Consider the following 17,405-nt stretch of genomic DNA (forward strand, 5'->3'; position numbering starts at 1 on the left):
GCGTCGGCCTGCGGCGCGCGGTGGACGGCGGGCACGCCGTCCACGGGGATGGCCCGGATCAGGGCAGCGGCAGCACGCTGTTCTGGTCTGATGAGCCATCGGGCGGCAGGGTCGTGTAACTCTGGATGCGCTCCTCAAGCTCGACTGCGCCCGCATAGCGCTCGACAGCAGCGCGATAGGTGCCGTCCTTCTTGCTCTCACTCACCATGGCGCTGATGAACTCGCGCAGTGCCGTGTCTCCCCGCCGGACCGCGGGCGCTGACCAGCCGATCTGGAAAGCCACATCGGTGACCTTCAGGCGGGGATCTTTGCTGGCAGCGACCACAAGGAGATGGCCGTCCTGGGTGACGCCGTCCCCGCGCCCCTGCCGCAGTGACTGGATCGCGTCTGTGATGTTGTCGTATTTGATCAGCTTGATCTCGGGGTAGTTCTTTTCGAGGAAGCCGATCTGCCACGCGCCCTTGTTGGTGAGCAGGGTCTTGCCCTTCAGCTGGTCGAGGCTCTGGATCTCCTCGCCGGCCCTGACGAGGATGCCGGAGCCCCCCCAATTGGTGGAGGTGGCGAAATCCACCGTCTGCTTGCGCTCCTCGGTGACGCCCATGGTCGCGAACAGCACGTCCACCTTCCCGGAGGCGAGCATCTGCACGCGCGTCGCCGCGGTTACGCAGGTAAATACCGCCTTGTTCGGATCGCCGAAGGCGCGGTTGGCGATATGGCGTCCGATGTCGACATCAATGCCGGCCGGATTGCCCTTTTCGTCGAGGAAGCCCGAGGGCGGGCTGTCGCATTTGACGCCGATGCGCAGTTCTCCCTTCTCCTTCAGGCTGGCCGGCACGGCGATCTGCTGACCCCAGGCTGCGCCCGTCATCGTTCCGGCTGCGCAGATCACCAGGCAGAATAAACTGGTCTTTGTCATGGCTGTCCCCTCTTTATTGAGCCGTCTGTCGGTCGCGTCGTCGCTGTCTTCGTGGTGGCTTCAGGCGCGTATGGCCTCCACAGCGGTCGCCAGCGCGGCGTCAGCCGCGGCGAGGCGTTGGCGTGCACTGTCGAGCCAGGCGTGATCGGTGCGGAGCTCCAACCGTGCGTCGTCGATGGCGGTCTGGACGGATTCGGGAGCCGGCATGCCCTTACCCTTGCGCCGGGCAACGTTCTGAACCGGATCGAGCGCATCGGCGATATCGTCGGCGCTGACTGCGATCGGCTGACCGGTCTGGGCGATGGCTGCCTGCTGAACCAGGTCGAGCCCGATCCGGTTGGCCTTGATGCCCTGGTCAATGGCGGCCATCACGACCCGCGCCACGATCTCATGCGCCTCGCGGTAGTCGATGCCCACGCGGCGAACCAACATGTCCGTCAGGTCGGTCATGGTGGCGTAGTTCTCGGCCGCGTAGCGGAGCATCTGCTCCTTGTTCGGGTGCAGCGTGCGCACGACACCGGTCATGGCGTGGGTGGCGGCAATCATGGCGTCGATGGAGCGGGGCTCCAGTTCGACACGCGCGGCGCTGTATTGATATTCGATGCCGTTGAGCGAGGTGAGGATGCCCACCAGCGGCCCCATGGCCGCAAAGGCGGCCTTGCGGCTGCGCTCCAGCGAATCCGGATTCTTCTTCTGGGGCATGATGCTGCTGGTGCCCGCGAATGACGCATCAAGCTCCGCCATCTGGTACTCGTCGCTGCTCCACAGCTGGATTTCCGACGCCAGACGGCTCAGCCCGCTCAGGAAGATCGCGTTGTCGAAGGCGAACTCCGCCACATGGTCCCAGCCTGCGACGCCTTCGATGCTGTTGACCACAAGCCCGTCGAAGCCGAGCAGGTCCGCCGTGCGGTCGCGATCGAGCGGCCAGCCGGTTCCCGCGGTCGCCGCCGCGCCGAGCGGGCACTGGTTCACGCGCGGATAAAGTTCGCGAAACCGGTCGAGATTCTTGCCGAGATTCTCGCTGATCGCCATCAGATAGTGGCCGAGCGTGATCGGCTGCGCCTCCTTCCGCTGGGTATAGACCACCATCACCGTGTCGAGATGGCCGGCAGCCTTGTCGACCACAGCGTGACGCAGGCCGATGACCGCCTCGATGGTCCGCAACAGCTGGTCGCGCAGGAACATGCGCTTGCCGGCATTGGCGAGGTCGTTGCGGCTTCGGCCGATATGCATCTTGCCGGCGACCGGGCCGATCTCGCCCTTGAGGGCGGCTTCATAGGGCAGGTAGGTTCGCAGAGAAGCATCGATGCTGGCGCGCTCGTCTGCGGCGGCCAGCCCGTGCAGGATGCGGCTTGCCTCGTCACGGGTCAGGATCGCCTGCTCGGCGAGCATGACCACATGGGCGCGGTGGATCTTGCTGTCATAGGGAAAGACAGCGCTGGTCAGCGTCAGCGCAGCCGCGTCGAAATCATACAATTCCTGGAATTCCGGCGCCTTGGCACCGCTCGCGCGGCCAATCCGGGTCGCATCAGCGACATGAGCACTCATCGGGTTCTTCCCCTGTTGCGGACGGGTTCAAACAGTCGGGTCGGCACGTCGCTCCAGATGGATCGCGTAGGGGCTAAAGCCCATGCGCGCCCAAAACGCCTGGCCGTTCGGATTGCTGTGGAGCACTTCCAGGAGAATGCGTGCGTCCGGCGGGAAACGCTCGCGCGTCAGGAGGGCGAAGGCGCGGCGCCCCAGCCCCCCGCCCCGCGCCTCGCGCGCGATGAAGAACTGGCGCAGATAGATGCGTTGGCCGGACGGCTCGGCGATGTCGTCCTCCCAGCGCCAGGTGGCATAGCCCGCGACGCGTCCATCCTGCTCGATCATCTCGACATGCCAGTCGGGACTGGCGAGAAAGCCGCGCGCCCGGTCCTCGAGCTGATCGAGGGTCATGGGGTTGCGATGGCCCTCGTCCTCGATCAGCGCGCGATTCATGCGGGCGATCGCGGGCAGGTCGGCGGGCGTGGCGGCACGCAGCACGGGGATCGGAGGGGCCGGCATCACGCTGCCGTCTCCCTGATCGAGATCCAGGTGGTCTTGAGATCGAGATATTTCTCGAAGGCGTGCAGCGAGAGGTCACGCCCGTTGCCGGATTGCTTCACCCCGCCGAACGGCGTCCGCAGGTCCACGTGGTCCACCGCGTTCACGCTCACGCTGCCCACGTGGAGCGCACGGGACATGCGCACCGCCCGGTCGAGGTCGCGCGTCCAGATCGAGGCGCCGAGGCCGTAGATGGAGGCGTTCGCCAGCCCAACCACATCAGCCTCATTGCGGAATGAGATCACGGACAGGACGGGGCCGAATATCTCCTCGGTGGCGATCACCGCGCGCGGATCGACATGCGTGAAAATGGTCGGCGCGATGAAGCTGCCGCCGGTCTCCGCCAGCACCCGGCTGCCCCCGCACAACAGGTCGGCCTCGGCCTTGCCCGTTTCGATATAGGAGAGCACACGCCCCGTCTGCTCCTCGCTGACCATGGCGCCCATGCCGGAGGCGAGGTCGAGCGGATTGCCCGGCGCGTAGGCCTGCGCCGCGTCAAGCAGCAGCGCGGTGAAATCGGCCTGGATGTCCTCATGGACGAACAGGCGCGAGGTGGCCGAGCAGACCTCGCCCTGATTGAAGAAGATGCCGGCCGCGGCAGCCTCAGCCGCAGCCTTGAGGTCACCGGCATCGGGACAGACGATGAAGGCGCTCTTGCCGCCGCATTCCAGCCAGACCCGCTTCATGTTGGAGCGGCCGGCATAACCGAGAAACAGTTTGCCGACCTCGGTCGACCCCGTGAATCCTACGCAATCGACGTCCGGATGCAAGCCGATCGGTCCGCCCGCGTCAGGGCCGAAGCCTGGCAGGACATTGAAAACGCCGGGTGGGATGCCGGCTTCGGCGGCAAGTCCCGCGAGATGCAGGGCGGTGAGTGGTGATTGCTCCGCCGGTTTCAGGAGGACACTGTTGCCCGCCGCCAGCGCCGGCGCGCATTTCCAGGCCGCCATCTTGAGCGGGAAGTTCCACGGCACGACGGCGCCGACAACGCCGACCGGCTCGCGCGTGATCATTGCCAATGCGCCCGGTCCCACCGGTACGGCCTCGTCCAGAAGCTTGTCGCAAGCCTCGCCGAAGAAGCGGAACACGTCGGCGGAGCCGGGAATGTCGAGCGTGGCAGAATCGCGGATCAGCTTGCCGGTGTCCAGGGTTTCGAGGATCGCCAGCGTGTCGCGGTGCTCCTCGATGAGATCGGCGAGCCGGATCAGCGCCCGCCGGCGAACCGCCGGATCGCAGCGGGACCAGTCTCCGGCATCGAAGCTGCGGCGGGCGGCGGCCACGGCACGGTCCACGTCCGCAGCGCTGCAGGAGGCGACGCGGCCGAGCACCGCACCGGTGGCCGGATTGATGCAGTCGAACGTCGCCCCGTCGGAAGCCTCCGTGTAACTGCCGTCGATGAAGGCGCGGGTCTCGATCCGCACCGCGCGGGCGGCATCCGCCCAATCGGGGTGATGCCGGGGTGAGGGCTGGCAAGTCATGGTCTCTCCGTACGATCTGTCGTTCATAGGCCGGCCTGCCTGCGATCGAGCCAATCCATGAAGCCGAAGGCGCCCGCCGCAACCGGCACATACCAGGGCCGTCCGGCCAAGTTGGGGAGCCAGCCGAACGGCAGGCGTTCGAACACCGTTGGGGTGGTGCGCGTGCCGAGCATCCGTTCCACGGCCAGATGACCGAGCCAGGGCATGATACCCACGCCGCTTCCGTTGCAGCCGACCGCGAACCAGCATCCGCCACGCTGGCCGATGTGCTGGAGATGACTGCGCGTCATGGCGACCGCCCCGGTCCAGGCGTGGCTGATCCTGACCTCGGCAAGGCTCGGGAATACGCGTGTGAGAAACCGATGCAAGAGAGGGGCCGCCCGCTCGGGACTGCCGGGGACGAGGCCCGGACGCGCCCCGAACAGGATGCGCTCCCCGTCCGGCGAAGGGCGGAAGTACCAGAGATTGCGCTTGCTGTCGGAATACATCCGGCGCGCCGGCATCAGCGCGTCCACCGCTTCGCGCCCGATCGCCTCCGTCGCGATCATGTAGGAGCCGACGGGTGCCAGGCGCCGCCGTACGGAAGCCATCGCATCGTCGGTATAGGCATTGGTGGCGAACAGCACATGGCGGGCCCGGACATCGCCTGCGCTCGTACGCACCAAAAACCTGTCGCCGTCCCGGCGGGCGGCGCGAACCTTCGTGTGCGATCGCAGGATGGCACCGCGCTGCTGAAGATCCTGGGCGAGCGCCACGGCAAATTTCGAGGGATGCAGACCGCCGAACGCCTCGACCAGGAGACCGCCATGATAGTGGCGCGTGTCGATCTCCTGACGGACGTCGTCGGGGCCGAGCACGCGGGCGCTCACGCCGGCCAACTCCGACATGATGCGGGCATGACCGGCGAAGCGGGCGAGGTCCTTCGGCACCGCCGCAAGGAACAGACGGCCCGACCGCTGCAGCACCTCGCCCAGCGAGCCTGAACCCGCAAGGCGCTGCACGTAGTCAAAGGCTTCGGCATGAGCCGCCGTGAGCGCGCCGAGCAGCTCCGCACCCAGCTGGTCCGCCGTACCATTGATGAGGAATTTCTGACCGCCCGAAAGCATGGCTCCGCTGCGGGAACTCGCGCCGCCGGAGATTGGCCCGGCGTCGAGCACCACCGGTGTCACACCGAGCTCCAGCGCCCGACGCGCCGCCCCCAGTCCACAAAATCCGGCGCCGACAATCACAAGATCGGCTTCCTCCGGCAGATCCGGCGTGCAGATCAGCGGTGCGGCCGCATCCCACCAATAGGGAGACGCTTTGAAATCACCGGCAAAAATGTCGCCGCTCGTGTCAACCACCAGGCACGCTCCGCTCTGAGAATGCCGCTAGCAAACAGCTCAAAGATAATATTGTCAACAATAAATTTTCTTGAAAAACGACCCTCGGCCTCTATGGTCACAGCGGCCCCAAGGAGGCATGATGGACAGCATTACCGATGCGGAGAGCGCTTCGCCCGTGAAACGCCGGACACTGGTCGAGACCGTGGCCGAGGAAATTTCCCACATCATCCTCAATGGCGAGCTGCGTCCCGGCGACAAGCTCCGTGAGGCAGAGATCGCGGAGCGCCTCGGCGTCAGCCGAGGACCGGTGCGCGAGGCTTCACGTCGGCTCCAGGAGGCCGGACTGCTGACGGGACACCCGTTCCGCGGCTCTTTCGTGCGCAAGCTGAGCCAGCGGGAAGTTGCCGACATCTACACGTTGCGGGCAGTGCTCGAATGCACGGCGGCCGAGGAGGCGGTTCGGGTGATCGAGGCCGGTGACCTTGCCGCCATCGAATCTGCGCTCCGTGAAACCGAAACCGCCGCCTTGGCCAATGCGCCGGGGCGGATGATCGAAGCGGACGTCGCCTTTCACGCCGCCTTGTGCCGGTCCGGACACAACGAGCGCATCACGGAGACGTTCACGCGGCTCGCGACCGAGTTGCGCCTGGTCCATCTCATGATCCACCCTGATCCGGAGCAACTCCGCGCCGCCGCGCGCGGCCATGCCGCCATCGTCGATGCGGTTCGCGCGCGCAGCACCGAACGGCTGCTGGCCGCCCTGAAGGCCCATATCCTGGACGAGCGTGACATCGTCCTGCAGTATCTCGGGCCTCACGGCGACAGCCTGCCCAAGACGGCGGCGCTCGATGCAAAAAGTGAGGCGAGCCCCTCGAAGTTCACAGGCAAGGTGACCGTTCGGCCCCATGTGCGCGCCGACTTTCCTCTCCTGGCGCGGATGAACCGGGAACTGGCTGACGACGAAGGCCACCGCAACCCGATGACGATCGCGCAGATGGAGGAGCGCTTCAGCCGTTTCGTGGATAAGGAGGGCTGGAGCGTCGATCTCTTTCTCATTGGCAGCGAGGTGGTCGGCTATGCGACCCACCGGCGCGAGCCTGAACCCTCAGATCCCGAGGGGGAGCGGGTGTTTCTGCGCCAGTTCTACATTGTGCGGCACTACCGGCGCGACGGGCTGGGGCAGGCCGCGTTCGACGCGTTGATCGCCGCGCGCTTTCGTCCGGGAGACCGCATTATCCTTGAGGCGATCGAGAACAATCCCGGTGGCCGGGTTTTCTGGCTGCGCGTCGGCTTCACGCCTTACAGCGCGATCCTCGAGCATTTCGTCAAATAGCTGCAGGCAGCACGGACACAGATGAATTCCTCGGCGGGGCATCCCGCCGCCATTCCGGCGCCGCGCATGAGCGGGGCGCCGGAACGCCATCAAAAAGCGGGCGACCAGCAACGGGCTGCCGGTCGGCCAAAGAGCCGGGGTGCGAAGCGACCGGCAGCGTCTGGCAAGGCGGGGCCGAGCCTAGAGCAAGTCCGTCTGTTGCGGACTTGGCGCCGCTCGAAAATTGACGGGCAAATTCACCGCCCCCTTCAGTCGCAAGTCCTCAGACTGCCTCGAGCGCGATGGCAATGCCCTGGCCGACGCCGATGCACATGGTGGCGAGCGCCCGCCGGGCGCCACGCAGGTTCAGCTCCAGCGCCGCGGTGCCGGTGATGCGCGCGCCCGACATGCCGAGCGGATGGCCGAGCGCGATCGCGCCGCCGTTCGGATTGATATGGTCGGCGTCTTCCTTCAGGCCGAGTTCGCGCAAGACGGCGATGCCCTGGCTGGCGAAGGCCTCGTTGAGCTCGACGACATCGAAATCACTGGGCGAGAGGCCGAGGCGTGCGCAGAGCCGGTTGGTCGCCGGCACCGGGCCGATACCCATGATGCGCGGAGCGACACCCGCCGCCGCCCCTCCGAGCACACGGACCAGCGGCTTCAGGCCGTAACGCTTGACGGCGGCCTCCGAGGCGATGATCAGCGCCGCCGCACCGTCGTTCACGCCCGAGGCATTGCCGGCCGTGACGGTGCCGCCTTCCCTGCGGAAGGGGGTCGGCAGCTTGGCGAGCTTCTCCAGGGTCGTGTCGCCGCGCGGGTGCTCATCCTTGGCAACGACCACCGGCTCGCCCTTGCGCTGCGGAATGGAGACGGGGACGATTTCCCTGGCCAGCCGGCCGTTCTCCTGGGCGGCCACGGCGCGCTGCTGCGATCGCACCGCGAAGGCATCCTGATCGGCCCGGCTGATGTGAAAATCGGCCGCCACGTTCTCGCCGGTTTCCGGCATGGAATCGACGCCGTACTGCGCCTTCATGATCGGGTTGATGAAGCGCCAGCCGATCGTGGTGTCGTGGATCTCCGCGTGCCGCGAAAAGGCCGTCTCGGCCTTCGGCATCACGAAGGGGGCGCGCGACATCGATTCGACGCCGCCGGCAATCATGAGATCGGCTTCGCCGGCCTTGATGGCGCGCGCCGCATTGATCACCGCGTTCATGCCCGAACCGCAGAGGCGGTTCACGGTGCTTCCCGGCACAGCCAAGGGCAGTCCGGCAAGCAGCAGCGCCATGCGTGCGACGTTGCGGTTGTCCTCGCCGGCCTGGTTGGCGCAGCCGAGGATGACATCGTCGACCTCTTCCCAATCGACGCTGGGATTGCGCGCCACCAGCGCCTTCAGCGGGATGGCGGCGAGATCATCAGCGCGAACGCTGGAGAGCGAGCCGCCGAAGCGGCCGATGGGCGTGCGTACATAGTCGCAGATAAACGCGTCGGACATTGTCCATCCCCTGCTAGATCGTGGTCTCAGAAACTGCCCGGAACGGGCCTCATTCCATATTCATCGCTTTGCGGATGGCGTGTGCCGAGGCCATGAGCCGCGGCCCCACCCGGTCGATCAGATCGTCCCGCGAGAGCAGGGCCGCCGGTCCGCAGCAGTTGAGCGCGAAGGTCAGCGAGCCGCCGCTACCGAGGACGAGCGGCACGCCGACCGCATTGATCTCCGGCCGCCAGTCGCCGATCAGAAGCACGAAGCCGCGCGCGGTGTAACCGGCGAGCGTCTCCTCGATGCCCTGCCGGATCTCCGCCCAATTGTCGCGGTGGCTCATCGCTTCCATGAGTTGCACACGCTCCGCCAGATCAAGCCCGGCGAGGAAAGCGCGCCCCATCGCCGAACGCGCGAGGCTGATATGGGATCCGACCTCGATGCCCATATGCAGGGGGCTCGCGCCGCGGCAATGCTCGATATAGACCATCGACGTGCCGTCCCGCGCGCCAAGCGCGACGGACACACCGGTCTCGTCGGCGAGCGCCTGCATGTGAGGGCGCGCCACATCCCGCACGCCGAGGCTGCCCAGCGCGGTGAAGCCCAGCGCCAGCGCCCGGATCGAGAGCGTATATTTCGCCGTCACAGGTGCATAGGCGAGAAAGCCGAGGCTGCTCAAGGTGTAGGTCAGGCGGGACACGGTCGCCTTCGGCAGGCCCGTGCGCTGCGCGAGCTCCTGATTGCCGAGGGGCGGATCCCCGCGGCGGAAGGCGCGCAGCACATCAAGGCCGCGGGCGAGCGCGGTCACGAACTGCGCGTCGCGACTGCCCTCGCTGTCGGCTTCGGGCGCAGCCAGCGCGATTTCCCGCCGGCGCATCGTCAATCCCCCGCGTGGAGATCAAGCCCAAGCCGCGCCCGGCGCTTCAGCCAGGGGCTCGAGCGGTAGCGCGGATCGCCGTAGAAGTCGTGCATCGCCTCCAGAATCGCGAGTATGCGCGTGGGCCCGACAGCATTGCCGAGCTTGAGGGGCCCCTTGGGATAGCCGAGCCCGAGTTCCACCGCGCGGTCGATGTCCGCGGGCTGTGCCACCCGCTGCTGCGCCATATCGGCACCGATATTGACGATCGCCGCGGCGATACGCTGGGCGACGAAGCCGGGGCTGTCGTTGATGACCGTGACCGCGTGGCCGCCGGCGGCGAGAATAGCATGCGCCGCCGTGACAACCTCCTGCGCGGTCGCCGGATTGCGCATCAGCGTACGCCGCTTTTCGAGGCCGAACAGGCAATCGACGGCCACCGCGCGGGCGGGGTCGACGCCTTCCGCAAGCGCTGCCGTGGTGCAATCCTCGCCGAGCGGCGTCAGCATGATCACCGCGCCGGCGGCGGGGCGCTCGCCTGTCTCGATGGTAACACCGGCAGCGCCGATCGCTTCTTTCAGCAAGGCCGCGGCGGCCGGGTGCCGCTGGCTGATCCAGACGGTTGCGCCATCCGGCACCGCGGGCGCAGCCGGCTCGGCCGGCCGTTCGATCTTGCCCTCGGGATAGGCATAGAACCCGCGGCCGGTCTTGCGGCCGAGCAAGCCGCCGGTCTGGCGCTGCGCCGTCATGACCACCGGGCGGTAGCGCGGCTCCTCGTAATACTGGCGATAGATCGCCTCCATCGCCGGATGGGACACGTCGAGCCCCGTCAGGTCGAGCAATTCGAAGGGCCCCATGCGGAAACCGACGGTCTCGGTCATGATCCGGTCGATATCGGCGAAACCGGCGATGCCTTCCTGCACGATACGCAGCGCCTCTGTCGTGTAGCCGCGTCCGGCGTGGTTGACGATGAAGCCCGGCGTATCGCTGGCGCGCACGGCGAAATGGCCCATGCGCTGCCCGATGGCCAGCAGCGTCTCGACGACACCTTCGTCTGTGAGAACACCGCCGATGACCTCGACGATCTTCATCAGCGGCGCGGGATTGAAGAAGTGGAAACCCGCCACGCGGCCGGGCAGGCGCGCTGCCGCGGCAAAGGCCGTCACGGAGAGCGAGGAGGTGTTGGTGGCGATGATGCAATCGTCGCGGACCACCGCCTCCAGATCCCGGAGGAGCGCGGTCTTGATGTCGATGCGCTCGGCCACCGCCTCGATCACGAGATCGCAAGGCGCAAAGGCCGCATAACCGGCCTCAGGTCCGGCATCCGTCGGCCGGATGCGCGCGATGGCGGCCTCCGCCTCGGCGGGCGTGAGCTGGCCCTTCTCCACCTTGCGGCGGATCAGCCCCGCGCAGACATCGCGCGCCTCCTCGCCCGCGCCCTTGCGCGCATCGGCGAGCAATACGGTGATGCCGGCCTCGGCGGCCACCTGGGCGATGCCGCGGCCCATGACGCCGGCGCCGACGATACCGATCGTGAGGCTTGGAGATTGTGGGTCGATGGCCATCTCATTCACCCTTGAAATCGGCGGGACGCTTTTCGAGGAAGGCCATCATGCCCTCCTTCTGGTCCTTGGTGTCGAACAGCTGCACGAAGGCGCGGCGTTCCAGGGCGAGTCCATCGGCGAGCGGCAGGTCCGCGCCCTCAAGAACCGCGCGCTTGATTTCCCGTGCCGCGATCGGCGGAAGGCCGGCGATCGCGGTGGCCAGCGCAAGCGCCCGAGGCAGCACCTCCGCGTCCGGCACGACCTCCGAGACCAGCCCCAGACCGTCCGCCTCGCGCGCCGAAATGAAGTCACCGGTCAGCAGCAGCTTCATCGCCTTGAACTTGCCGACCGCGCGCGGAAGGCGCTGCGTGCCGCCGGCACCCGGCATGATGCCGACCTTGATCTCCGGCTGGCCGAATTTGGCCCCCTCGCCCGCGACGATGATATCGGCATGCATGGCAAGCTCGCAGCCGCCGCCGAGGGCGAACCCGCAGACCGCGGCGATGACCGGCTTCCTGAAGGCGCGGATGGCCGCATAGGCCGCGGCCGCCGGGCTCGCCGCCATGTCCGCCGCGCTCATCACGGACATCGCCTTGATGTCGGCGCCTGCCGCAAAGACCTTCTCGCCGCCGGTGACGATGACACAGCGAATGTCCGGATCGGCATCGAGCGCAGCCAGATGGTCGACCAAAAGGGCGCGCACGGTGTCGTCGATGGCATTGCGGACTTCCGGGCGGTTGAGCCGCAGCAAGCCGATGGATGCAGTGGGCCGTTCGAGAAGGACAGCAGACATGGCAAATTCCATTATACGGAATAAATTTCTGTTTCTTATTCTAGCGTTACAACGGCATCACGCTGAGATCAAGAATCCAGAAATTAATTCCATTTTACGGAATATCCCTTTGTTAAGGCGACTCAGCCCCGCACGGTGATAGATTTGCGTCGAATCGGAGGCAAGCCGTCAATCTCGCGCGATTTTCTCTGCGCGCGGCGTGAAAACCACAGCGTCAGTATACCGCTGAAGAAGCGGAAAGCGCATAAGAATTAACCGCTTAACCATCGGTTAAGGCCCGCTATTGTGCATCGGCTTGACTTCCACGGGCGTCGAGTTACTTTCCGCTCGCCATGCTTAGGGTCAGGACCCATTAATATGATGGAAATGGCGCCTGAAACGGCAAAGAGATGCCAGGAGAGACGCGAAGGTCGATGGGGTTCTATCGGCCGAGCGGCTCGACGCCGCAGGTCGCAGCCGTTTCGGCGTCCTTCGGATGTGGCCCATTTGACCGGCAACTGCGTCGCGGAGGTCTCGAAAGCCGAATGGCTTCCTTCGCCTCCGCTTCTTGTATCCGGCCAAATGGCCTCACACCATTTCAACCAGATTAATGGGTCCTGACCCTAGTTATCGTGTTGTCGATTTCTCGGAGGTTTGCCCGCCATCGCTGGCGAGTGGGACAGGTGCGTAACGCGTCGTTTTTGACTGGATCAAGTCATCCAGCTTCTTGGAAACCGGTCGCGCCCAGAGCAAATTCGGCTTGGATCGGTTCAGCCGATGCTATCCAAGCCGGTGAATTTGCTCGTTTGTTTTGGAGTGGAGCAAGTCCGCAAAAGACGGACTTGCTCTAAGGGTTTGCAGCTTGTCATTGACAGAAAGTTCCTCATCCTCGGACGTGAGCCGCGGACAGAAGATCTTTGTCCAGCCCTGCCGCAGGCTTCTCTTTTCGTCTGAGCGACTTTTGGTCTGAGCGACTTGCGCAGTGGGCGGCTCGCTGATGACCGCTTCGGACAGTGACTATTCGGATCCCCATCGCGATGAAAGACGCGGCTCGCCGCCGCGCCGCGCTGTTGCTTGACGTCTTTGGAGCACGGCCTGTTCGAAAGGCGAACCATTCACCCTTCACAACCGGCAGCAGCACCGCGACAGGCGCGGCACTGCCGTAAGAACCTCCAGCATCCATGGAGGAACGGGATGCAGATCATGGATCTCCTCAATACCGACGACATCGCGCTTGATGTGGACGTGCGCGGCAAATCGGCGGTTCTCGATGCGCTTGCTGCCACCCTCAGCCGGCGCACAGGCCTTGCCAAGGACAGGCTCCTGACCGCGTTGAACGCGCGCGAGCGCCTCGGCTCCACGGCCATCAACCACGGCGTTGCCATTCCCCATGCCCATCTCGATGATCTGACGAAGCACGCCGCGGCCTTTGCCAGGCTGGCGCAGCCTGTCGATTTCGGCGCCCAGGACGGCGGGCTCGTCGACGTCGTTTTCGCATTCATATGGCCGACGCATTGCAAGGATGGCTTCCTCCAGCACCTTGCCCCGATGTGCCGCCTGCTGCGCCAACCCGCGTTGCTGGCCAAGCTACGTCAGGCCACGCATGCCGATGAAATCGGCCAGTGTCTCGACGCGGCCCATGAGCAGGCCCCTCCACCGCGCCAGGGCACCCGCAGCTTCGGCCAGCTCCGCGCCTGAACAGAGCGACGATCCCGGCGGGCCCTTGCGAGCCGCTGCCACCGGCAATGGCCGCGTCGCTGGTTGAATTGTCCCCACCGAGCCGCTATAAGCAGCGCGCCCGCAGGCTGCGGGCAACATCTGCTGGTTGGGGAGGACGCCATGTCGCACGACGCCCTCTTCCAATTGGGGATGGGCGCAGTTTTGCTGAATGCCTCCCAAACGGAAGAATCTCTTCGCTTAGACGCCGCCGAGGCGCGCGCTCCGGTCAATGATGCGTTGTATGCGCAACGCAATACGGCTGCTGCAGACGCATCGACAGGACGCAATCGGCTGAAGAGGTTCAGCATGATCGCATATGCCGGGGCCGGCACGGCCCGCCGGCGCCTTGGCGCGATGCCTCCTCCATCCCATCGGTGCGCTTCGAATCGATACGCCGCCTAAGCGGCGCCGCCTGCCCGTCACGCGACGTGTGCATCGTTCACCCGCTTCCTCTGTGAGCGGGGATGACGCAGCGCCGTTGAGCTGACTGCAGGCGACAGCCGTGTTGCTCGTGAGCCAGGCCGCGCCCGGTTCACGGCTGCTTCGTCGTGCTCTCGGGAACGATCCACAGCCACCGCCCATCACATCCGCGCTATCGCGCCGGCCGCCAAGCTGGTCGCCCTAGCCCGACCATCGTGCAAGCCAAATGATCCAGACGCCGTACTATCTCATCGACACGTCCAAGCTGCTGCGCAACCTCGGCATCATCCAGGAGGTGCGCCGGCAGTCCGGGGCGAAGGCATTGCTGGCCCTGAAGTGCTTCGCCACATGGTCGGTGTTCGACCTGATGCGCGCCTATATGGACGGCACGACCTCGTCGTCGCTCTATGAAGTGCGCCTCGGCCGCGAGACGTTCGGTGGCGAGACGCATGCCTATAGCGTGGCTTATGGCGACGACGAGATCGACGAGGTCGTGCGGCATGCCGACAAGATCATCTTCAACTCCATCGGCCAGCTCACGCGCTACGCGGACAAGGCCGCCGGCCTGCAACGCGGGCTCCGGCTCAATCCGCAGGTCAGTTCGTCGGACTTCGATCTGGCGGACCCCGCCCGCCCCTATAGCCGTCTTGGCGAATGGGACATCGCCCGCGTCGAAGGCGTCATGGATCGCATCGACGGCTTCATGATCCACAACAACTGCGAGAATGGCGACTTCGCCCTGTTCGACCGCCTGCTCGCGACGGTCGAGGAGCGCTTCGGCGCTCTCCTCGCGCGCGTCTCCTGGGTCAGCCTGGGCGGCGGCATCCACTTCACCGGCGAGGGCTACCCCGTCGAGGCCTTCTCGGCGCGCCTCAAGGCCTTCGCCGCGCGCTACGGCGTGCAGGTCTATCTCGAGCCGGGCGAGGCGGCGATCACCCGCAGCACGACGCTCGAGGTCACGGTGCTCGACACGCTCAACAACGGCAAGGATCTCGCGATCGTCGACAGCTCGATCGAGGCGCATATGCTCGATCTCCTGATCTATCGCCAGAGCGCCAAGGTCGAGCCGAACACCGGCGCCCACGCCTATATGGTCTGCGGCAAGTCCTGCCTCGCCGGCGACATCTTCGGCGAGTTTCGCTTCGCCGCGCCGCTCAAGGTCGGTGATCGCATCTCGATCCAGGATGCCGCCGGCTACACCATGGTCAAGAAAAACTGGTTCAACGGCGTCCGCATGCCGTCCATCGCCCTGCGCGAGCGCGACGGCAGCATCCGCCTGATCAGGCAATTCTCGTTCGACGACTACAAGGCGAGCCTCTCCTGAGGCGGCCATTCCCTGAACTCGTGGTTAGGAGGCACCGAGCCGCAATGAAACGCAACATCCTCATCATCGGCGCCGGTGGCGTCGCTCAGGTCGTCGCGCATAAATGCGCGCAACACAACGACGTCCTGGGCGACATCCATATTGCGTCACGCACGGTCGAGAAATGCGCCGCCATCGTGGCCTCCGTCCATGAGAAGAAGGCCATGAAGCGTCCGGGCATCCTCGAGGCCCATACGCTCGATGCGCTCGACGTTGCAGCCACCAAGGCGCTCATCGCCCGGACGAAGACCGAGATCGTGCTCAACGTGGGCTCGGCCTTCATCAACATGTCGGTGCTCCAGGCCTGTATCGAGACCGGCGCGGCTTATATCGACACGGCCATCCACGAGGATCCGCTGAAGATCTGCGAGACGCCGCCGTGGTACGGCAATTACGAGTGGAAGCGCCGCGAAGCCTGCGCCAAGGCCGGCGTCACGGCGGTGCTCGGCGCCGGCTTCGATCCCGGCGTGGTCAATGCCTATGCGGCTCTCGCGCGCGACGACTATTTCGACCGCATGGACTCGATCGACATCATCGACATCAATGCCGGCGAGCACGGGCGCTACTTCGCCACGAATTTCGACCCGGAGATCAATTTCCGCGAGTTCACCGGACAGGTCTGGTCCTGGCAGAACCGGGAGTGGACATCGAACCGGATGTTCGAGGTGCGCAAGGACTGGGACCTTCCCGTCGTCGGCACGCGCACGTCCTATCTCACCGGCCACGACGAGATCCATTCGCTGTCGAGGAACCTCGATGTGCCGCATATCCGCTTCTGGATGGGCTTCGGCGAGCGCTATGTCACGGTCTTCACCGTGTTGAAAAACCTCGGCCTTCTGTCCGAGCAGCCGATCAAGACGGCGGAAGGTCTCGAGGTCGTACCGCTGAAGGTGGTCAAGGCCGTGCTGCCAGATCCGTCGTCGCTGGCGCCCGACTATACCGGCAAGACCTGCATCGGCGACCTGGTAAAAGGCGTGAAAGACGGCCGCGAGCGCGAGGTCTTCATCTACAACGTCGCCGATCACGCGGCGGCCTACGCGGAAGTCGGCAGCCAGGGCATTTCCTACACGGCGGGCGTGCCGCCGGTCGCGGCCGCCATGCTCATCGCCCGCGGCGACTGGGACGTGAGGACCATGGCGAATGTCGAGGAACTGCCGCCACGCCCCTTCCTCGACCTCCTGAACCAGATGGGCCTGCCGACGCGCATCCGGGATGAGACCGGCGACCGCGCGCTCGATTTTTCGGACGATGCGGCGGACGAGCCTGTTCTGGCCCGGCGCGTCGCCTCCGGCCGACGCTGACAGGCCCAGCCTATGACACCCCGGCCGAAGCCATACTGCTCCGGCCGGGTCCGCCCGCACGACAACACCGGTGTTGCCATGACCGCGACTGACGTCTCACCGTTCGAGCGGCTGAAAGCTGCCTCAGCCGAGGATTGGCGCGCCTATTGCCAGCACGACTTCGTGCGCCAGCTCGGGGCGGGCACGCTGCCCCGCGCGGCCTTCCGGCACTATCTGGAGCAGGACTACCTGTTCCTGATCCATTTCGCCCGTGCCTGGGGGCTCGCCGTCTACAAGAGCCGGACGATCACCGAACTCCGCCAGGGGCTCGACATGCTGAAGGCGATCGTCGACGTGGAGCTTGGCCTGCATGTCGACTATTGCCGGCAATGGGGCGTGTCGGAGGACGATCTGATGCGCGTGCCGGAGGCGCGGGCGACGATGGCCTATACGCGCTATGTGCTCGATGCCGGCCATCGCGGCGACCTGCTCGATCTCCATGTGGCCTTGGCGCCGTGCATGATCGGCTATGCCGAAATCGCGACCTGGCTGAATGCCCAGCCGTTCCTCATGCGCGACGGGAACCCCTATGCGAGCTGGATCGCGATGTATGCGAGCGAGGAGTTCCAGGACGCCGCCGATGCCGAGCGCCGCTGGCTGGACGCGCGGCTGGCATCCGTTGATCCGGCGCGTTTCGCGGCGTTGAGCGGCACCTTCCGGGACGCGACGCGCCTCGAAGCCGACTTCTGGCAGATGGGGCTTGAGCGCCGGTTTTAAGGCATGCTGATTTCATCCGGAACCACCGTCGTCATTCCGGGGCGGGCCGAAAGGCCCGAGCCCGGAATGACGCCCGAAAGC

At 65.8% G+C, this 17,405-nt stretch carries 14 protein-coding genes; 5 read left to right on the plus strand and 9 right to left on the minus strand.

Annotated features, from left to right (window positions below):
- Positions 1–58: 58 nt before the first annotated feature.
- The 5 genes from C7450_RS01115 to C7450_RS01135 are packed head-to-tail and all read right to left on the minus strand — an operon-like array spanning position 59 to position 5,822.
- The gene (locus C7450_RS01115; RefSeq protein WP_110372546.1) at positions 59–916 is read right to left on the minus strand and encodes a transporter substrate-binding domain-containing protein; all 858 of its coding nucleotides are present in this window, start codon (positions 914–916) and stop codon (positions 59–61) included.
- Positions 917–976: 60 nt separating this feature from the next.
- Positions 977–2,464, minus strand: a complete 1,488-nt coding sequence (gene argH, locus C7450_RS01120; RefSeq protein ID WP_110372547.1) for an argininosuccinate lyase — start codon at positions 2,462–2,464, stop codon at positions 977–979.
- A gap of 27 nt (positions 2,465–2,491) precedes the next feature.
- Positions 2,492–2,962 carry a GNAT family N-acetyltransferase gene (locus C7450_RS01125; RefSeq protein WP_110372548.1) on the minus strand — a complete coding sequence of 157 codons (471 nt, stop codon included), beginning with the start codon at positions 2,960–2,962 and terminating at the stop codon, positions 2,492–2,494.
- On the minus strand, positions 2,962–4,479 hold the full coding sequence (locus C7450_RS01130) for an aldehyde dehydrogenase (protein ID WP_110372549.1): 1,518 nt from the start codon (positions 4,477–4,479) through the stop codon (positions 2,962–2,964). The genes C7450_RS01125 and C7450_RS01130 overlap by 1 nt, the downstream gene beginning before the upstream one ends.
- Before the next feature lie 23 nt (positions 4,480–4,502).
- On the minus strand, positions 4,503–5,822 hold the full coding sequence (locus C7450_RS01135) for an NAD(P)/FAD-dependent oxidoreductase (RefSeq protein WP_170146993.1): 1,320 nt from the start codon (positions 5,820–5,822) through the stop codon (positions 4,503–4,505).
- 121 nt (positions 5,823–5,943) lie between these two features.
- On the opposite strand from C7450_RS01135, the gene C7450_RS01140 reads away from it, so the two are divergent.
- A complete protein-coding gene (locus C7450_RS01140) occupies positions 5,944–7,137 on the plus strand; it encodes a GNAT family N-acetyltransferase (protein ID WP_170146994.1) in 1,194 nt (397 codons plus the stop codon).
- A gap of 262 nt (positions 7,138–7,399) precedes the next feature.
- Here the strand turns inward: C7450_RS01140 and pcaF are convergent, their stop codons facing one another.
- From pcaF to C7450_RS01160, 4 genes are read right to left on the minus strand one after another with little or no spacing between them, the layout of a single operon-like run.
- Entirely contained in the window at positions 7,400–8,608 is a 1,209-nt protein-coding gene (pcaF, locus tag C7450_RS01145; protein WP_110372552.1) for a 3-oxoadipyl-CoA thiolase, read from the minus strand.
- A 49-nt stretch (positions 8,609–8,657) separates the two neighbouring features.
- The gene (locus C7450_RS01150; RefSeq protein WP_110372553.1) at positions 8,658–9,470 is read right to left on the minus strand and encodes an IclR family transcriptional regulator; all 813 of its coding nucleotides are present in this window, start codon (positions 9,468–9,470) and stop codon (positions 8,658–8,660) included.
- A 2-nt stretch (positions 9,471–9,472) separates the two neighbouring features.
- Complete coding sequence (locus C7450_RS01155; RefSeq protein WP_110372554.1) at positions 9,473–11,014, minus strand: 3-hydroxyacyl-CoA dehydrogenase; 1,542 nt, start codon at positions 11,012–11,014, stop codon at positions 9,473–9,475.
- A gap of 1 nt (position 11,015) precedes the next feature.
- A complete protein-coding gene (locus C7450_RS01160) occupies positions 11,016–11,786 on the minus strand; it encodes an enoyl-CoA hydratase-related protein (RefSeq protein WP_110372555.1) in 771 nt (256 codons plus the stop codon).
- A 1,173-nt stretch (positions 11,787–12,959) separates the two neighbouring features.
- Between C7450_RS01160 and C7450_RS01165 the strand changes: the two genes are divergently transcribed.
- The 4 genes from C7450_RS01165 to tenA all read left to right on the plus strand — a co-directional run bounded on the left by C7450_RS01165 (position 12,960) and on the right by tenA (position 17,324).
- On the plus strand, positions 12,960–13,463 hold the full coding sequence (locus C7450_RS01165; RefSeq protein WP_110372556.1) for a PTS sugar transporter subunit IIA: 504 nt from the start codon (positions 12,960–12,962) through the stop codon (positions 13,461–13,463).
- A 667-nt stretch (positions 13,464–14,130) separates the two neighbouring features.
- Positions 14,131–15,228, plus strand: coding sequence for a carboxynorspermidine decarboxylase (gene nspC / locus C7450_RS01170; RefSeq protein ID WP_110372557.1), 1,098 nt, complete (start codon positions 14,131–14,133; stop codon positions 15,226–15,228).
- Positions 15,229–15,272: 44 nt separating this feature from the next.
- Entirely contained in the window at positions 15,273–16,568 is a 1,296-nt protein-coding gene (locus C7450_RS01175; RefSeq protein ID WP_110372558.1) for a saccharopine dehydrogenase family protein, read from the plus strand.
- A gap of 78 nt (positions 16,569–16,646) precedes the next feature.
- Positions 16,647–17,324, plus strand: coding sequence for a thiaminase II (tenA, locus tag C7450_RS01180; protein ID WP_110372559.1), 678 nt, complete (start codon positions 16,647–16,649; stop codon positions 17,322–17,324).
- Positions 17,325–17,405 lie beyond the last annotated feature (81 nt).

The organism is Chelatococcus asaccharovorans (assembly GCF_003201475.1).
Classification (GTDB): domain Bacteria; phylum Pseudomonadota; class Alphaproteobacteria; order Rhizobiales; family Beijerinckiaceae; genus Chelatococcus; species Chelatococcus asaccharovorans.

What these genes read in the sequence shown, in the direction of transcription:
- C7450_RS01130 (WP_110372549.1), bottom strand. Translation starts at nt 4,479, where the DNA reads ATGACTTGCCAGCCCTCACCCCGGCATCACCCCGATTGGGCGGATGCC.
- C7450_RS01150 (WP_110372553.1), bottom strand. Translation starts at nt 9,470, where the DNA reads ATGCGCCGGCGGGAAATCGCGCTGGCTGCGCCCGAAGCCGACAGCGAG.
- nspC (WP_110372557.1), top strand. Translation starts at nt 14,131, where the DNA reads ATGATCCAGACGCCGTACTATCTCATCGACACGTCCAAGCTGCTGCGC.
- C7450_RS01175 (WP_110372558.1), top strand. Translation starts at nt 15,273, where the DNA reads ATGAAACGCAACATCCTCATCATCGGCGCCGGTGGCGTCGCTCAGGTC.
- pcaF (WP_110372552.1), bottom strand. Translation starts at nt 8,608, where the DNA reads ATGTCCGACGCGTTTATCTGCGACTATGTACGCACGCCCATCGGCCGC.
- argH (WP_110372547.1), bottom strand. Translation starts at nt 2,464, where the DNA reads ATGAGTGCTCATGTCGCTGATGCGACCCGGATTGGCCGCGCGAGCGGT.
- C7450_RS01155 (WP_110372554.1), bottom strand. Translation starts at nt 11,014, where the DNA reads ATGGCCATCGACCCACAATCTCCAAGCCTCACGATCGGTATCGTCGGC.
- tenA (WP_110372559.1), top strand. Translation starts at nt 16,647, where the DNA reads ATGACCGCGACTGACGTCTCACCGTTCGAGCGGCTGAAAGCTGCCTCA.
- C7450_RS01115 (WP_110372546.1), bottom strand. Translation starts at nt 916, where the DNA reads ATGACAAAGACCAGTTTATTCTGCCTGGTGATCTGCGCAGCCGGAACG.
- C7450_RS01160 (WP_110372555.1), bottom strand. Translation starts at nt 11,786, where the DNA reads ATGTCTGCTGTCCTTCTCGAACGGCCCACTGCATCCATCGGCTTGCTG.
- C7450_RS01165 (WP_110372556.1), top strand. Translation starts at nt 12,960, where the DNA reads ATGCAGATCATGGATCTCCTCAATACCGACGACATCGCGCTTGATGTG.
- C7450_RS01125 (WP_110372548.1), bottom strand. Translation starts at nt 2,962, where the DNA reads ATGCCGGCCCCTCCGATCCCCGTGCTGCGTGCCGCCACGCCCGCCGAC.
- C7450_RS01140 (WP_170146994.1), top strand. Translation starts at nt 5,944, where the DNA reads ATGGACAGCATTACCGATGCGGAGAGCGCTTCGCCCGTGAAACGCCGG.